Source organism: Rhodobacter flavimaris, from assembly GCF_021378075.1.
Lineage (GTDB): Bacteria > Pseudomonadota > Alphaproteobacteria > Rhodobacterales > Rhodobacteraceae > Rhodobacter > Rhodobacter flavimaris.
In genome coordinates this window covers 1-285 of the sequence record NZ_JAJUOS010000080.1, presented here as the reverse complement: position 1 = coordinate 285, position 285 = coordinate 1, and the positions used below count along the sequence as shown (strand labels likewise).

Genomic DNA, 285 nt, shown 5'->3' with positions numbered 1-285 from the left:
CTGGACGGGTACGCCGACATGCAGGTCGCCCTCGGGGTCGCCGCCGAGGCGCAGGCGGTCACCAGGCTCGCGTTGGATGCGAAGGTCTCGGCGAGGACGTCGGCGCAGGCGCAGCTGGTCGAGCTGTCCAAGGGCCTGGCCGCGGACACGGCGAACGTCGAGGGCAGCCCGTGGCGCACGGCCTGGGACTTCGCCAGCCGTCGCGCCGACGAGGACCTGACCTCCGACGCGCAGGCCCACGACCGGGCGGCGTCCCGCGTTGCGGAGCTGCGGGCTCTCCAGGGC

The 285-nt window shown here is 75.1% G+C and carries 1 protein-coding gene; it reads left to right on the top strand.

From position 1 onward, the window contains the following. Window positions 1-18: 18 nt before the first annotated feature. A partial coding sequence (locus tag LZA78_RS17705) for a hypothetical protein (RefSeq protein WP_233678187.1) occupies window positions 19-285 on the top strand: 267 nt, incomplete at its 3' end.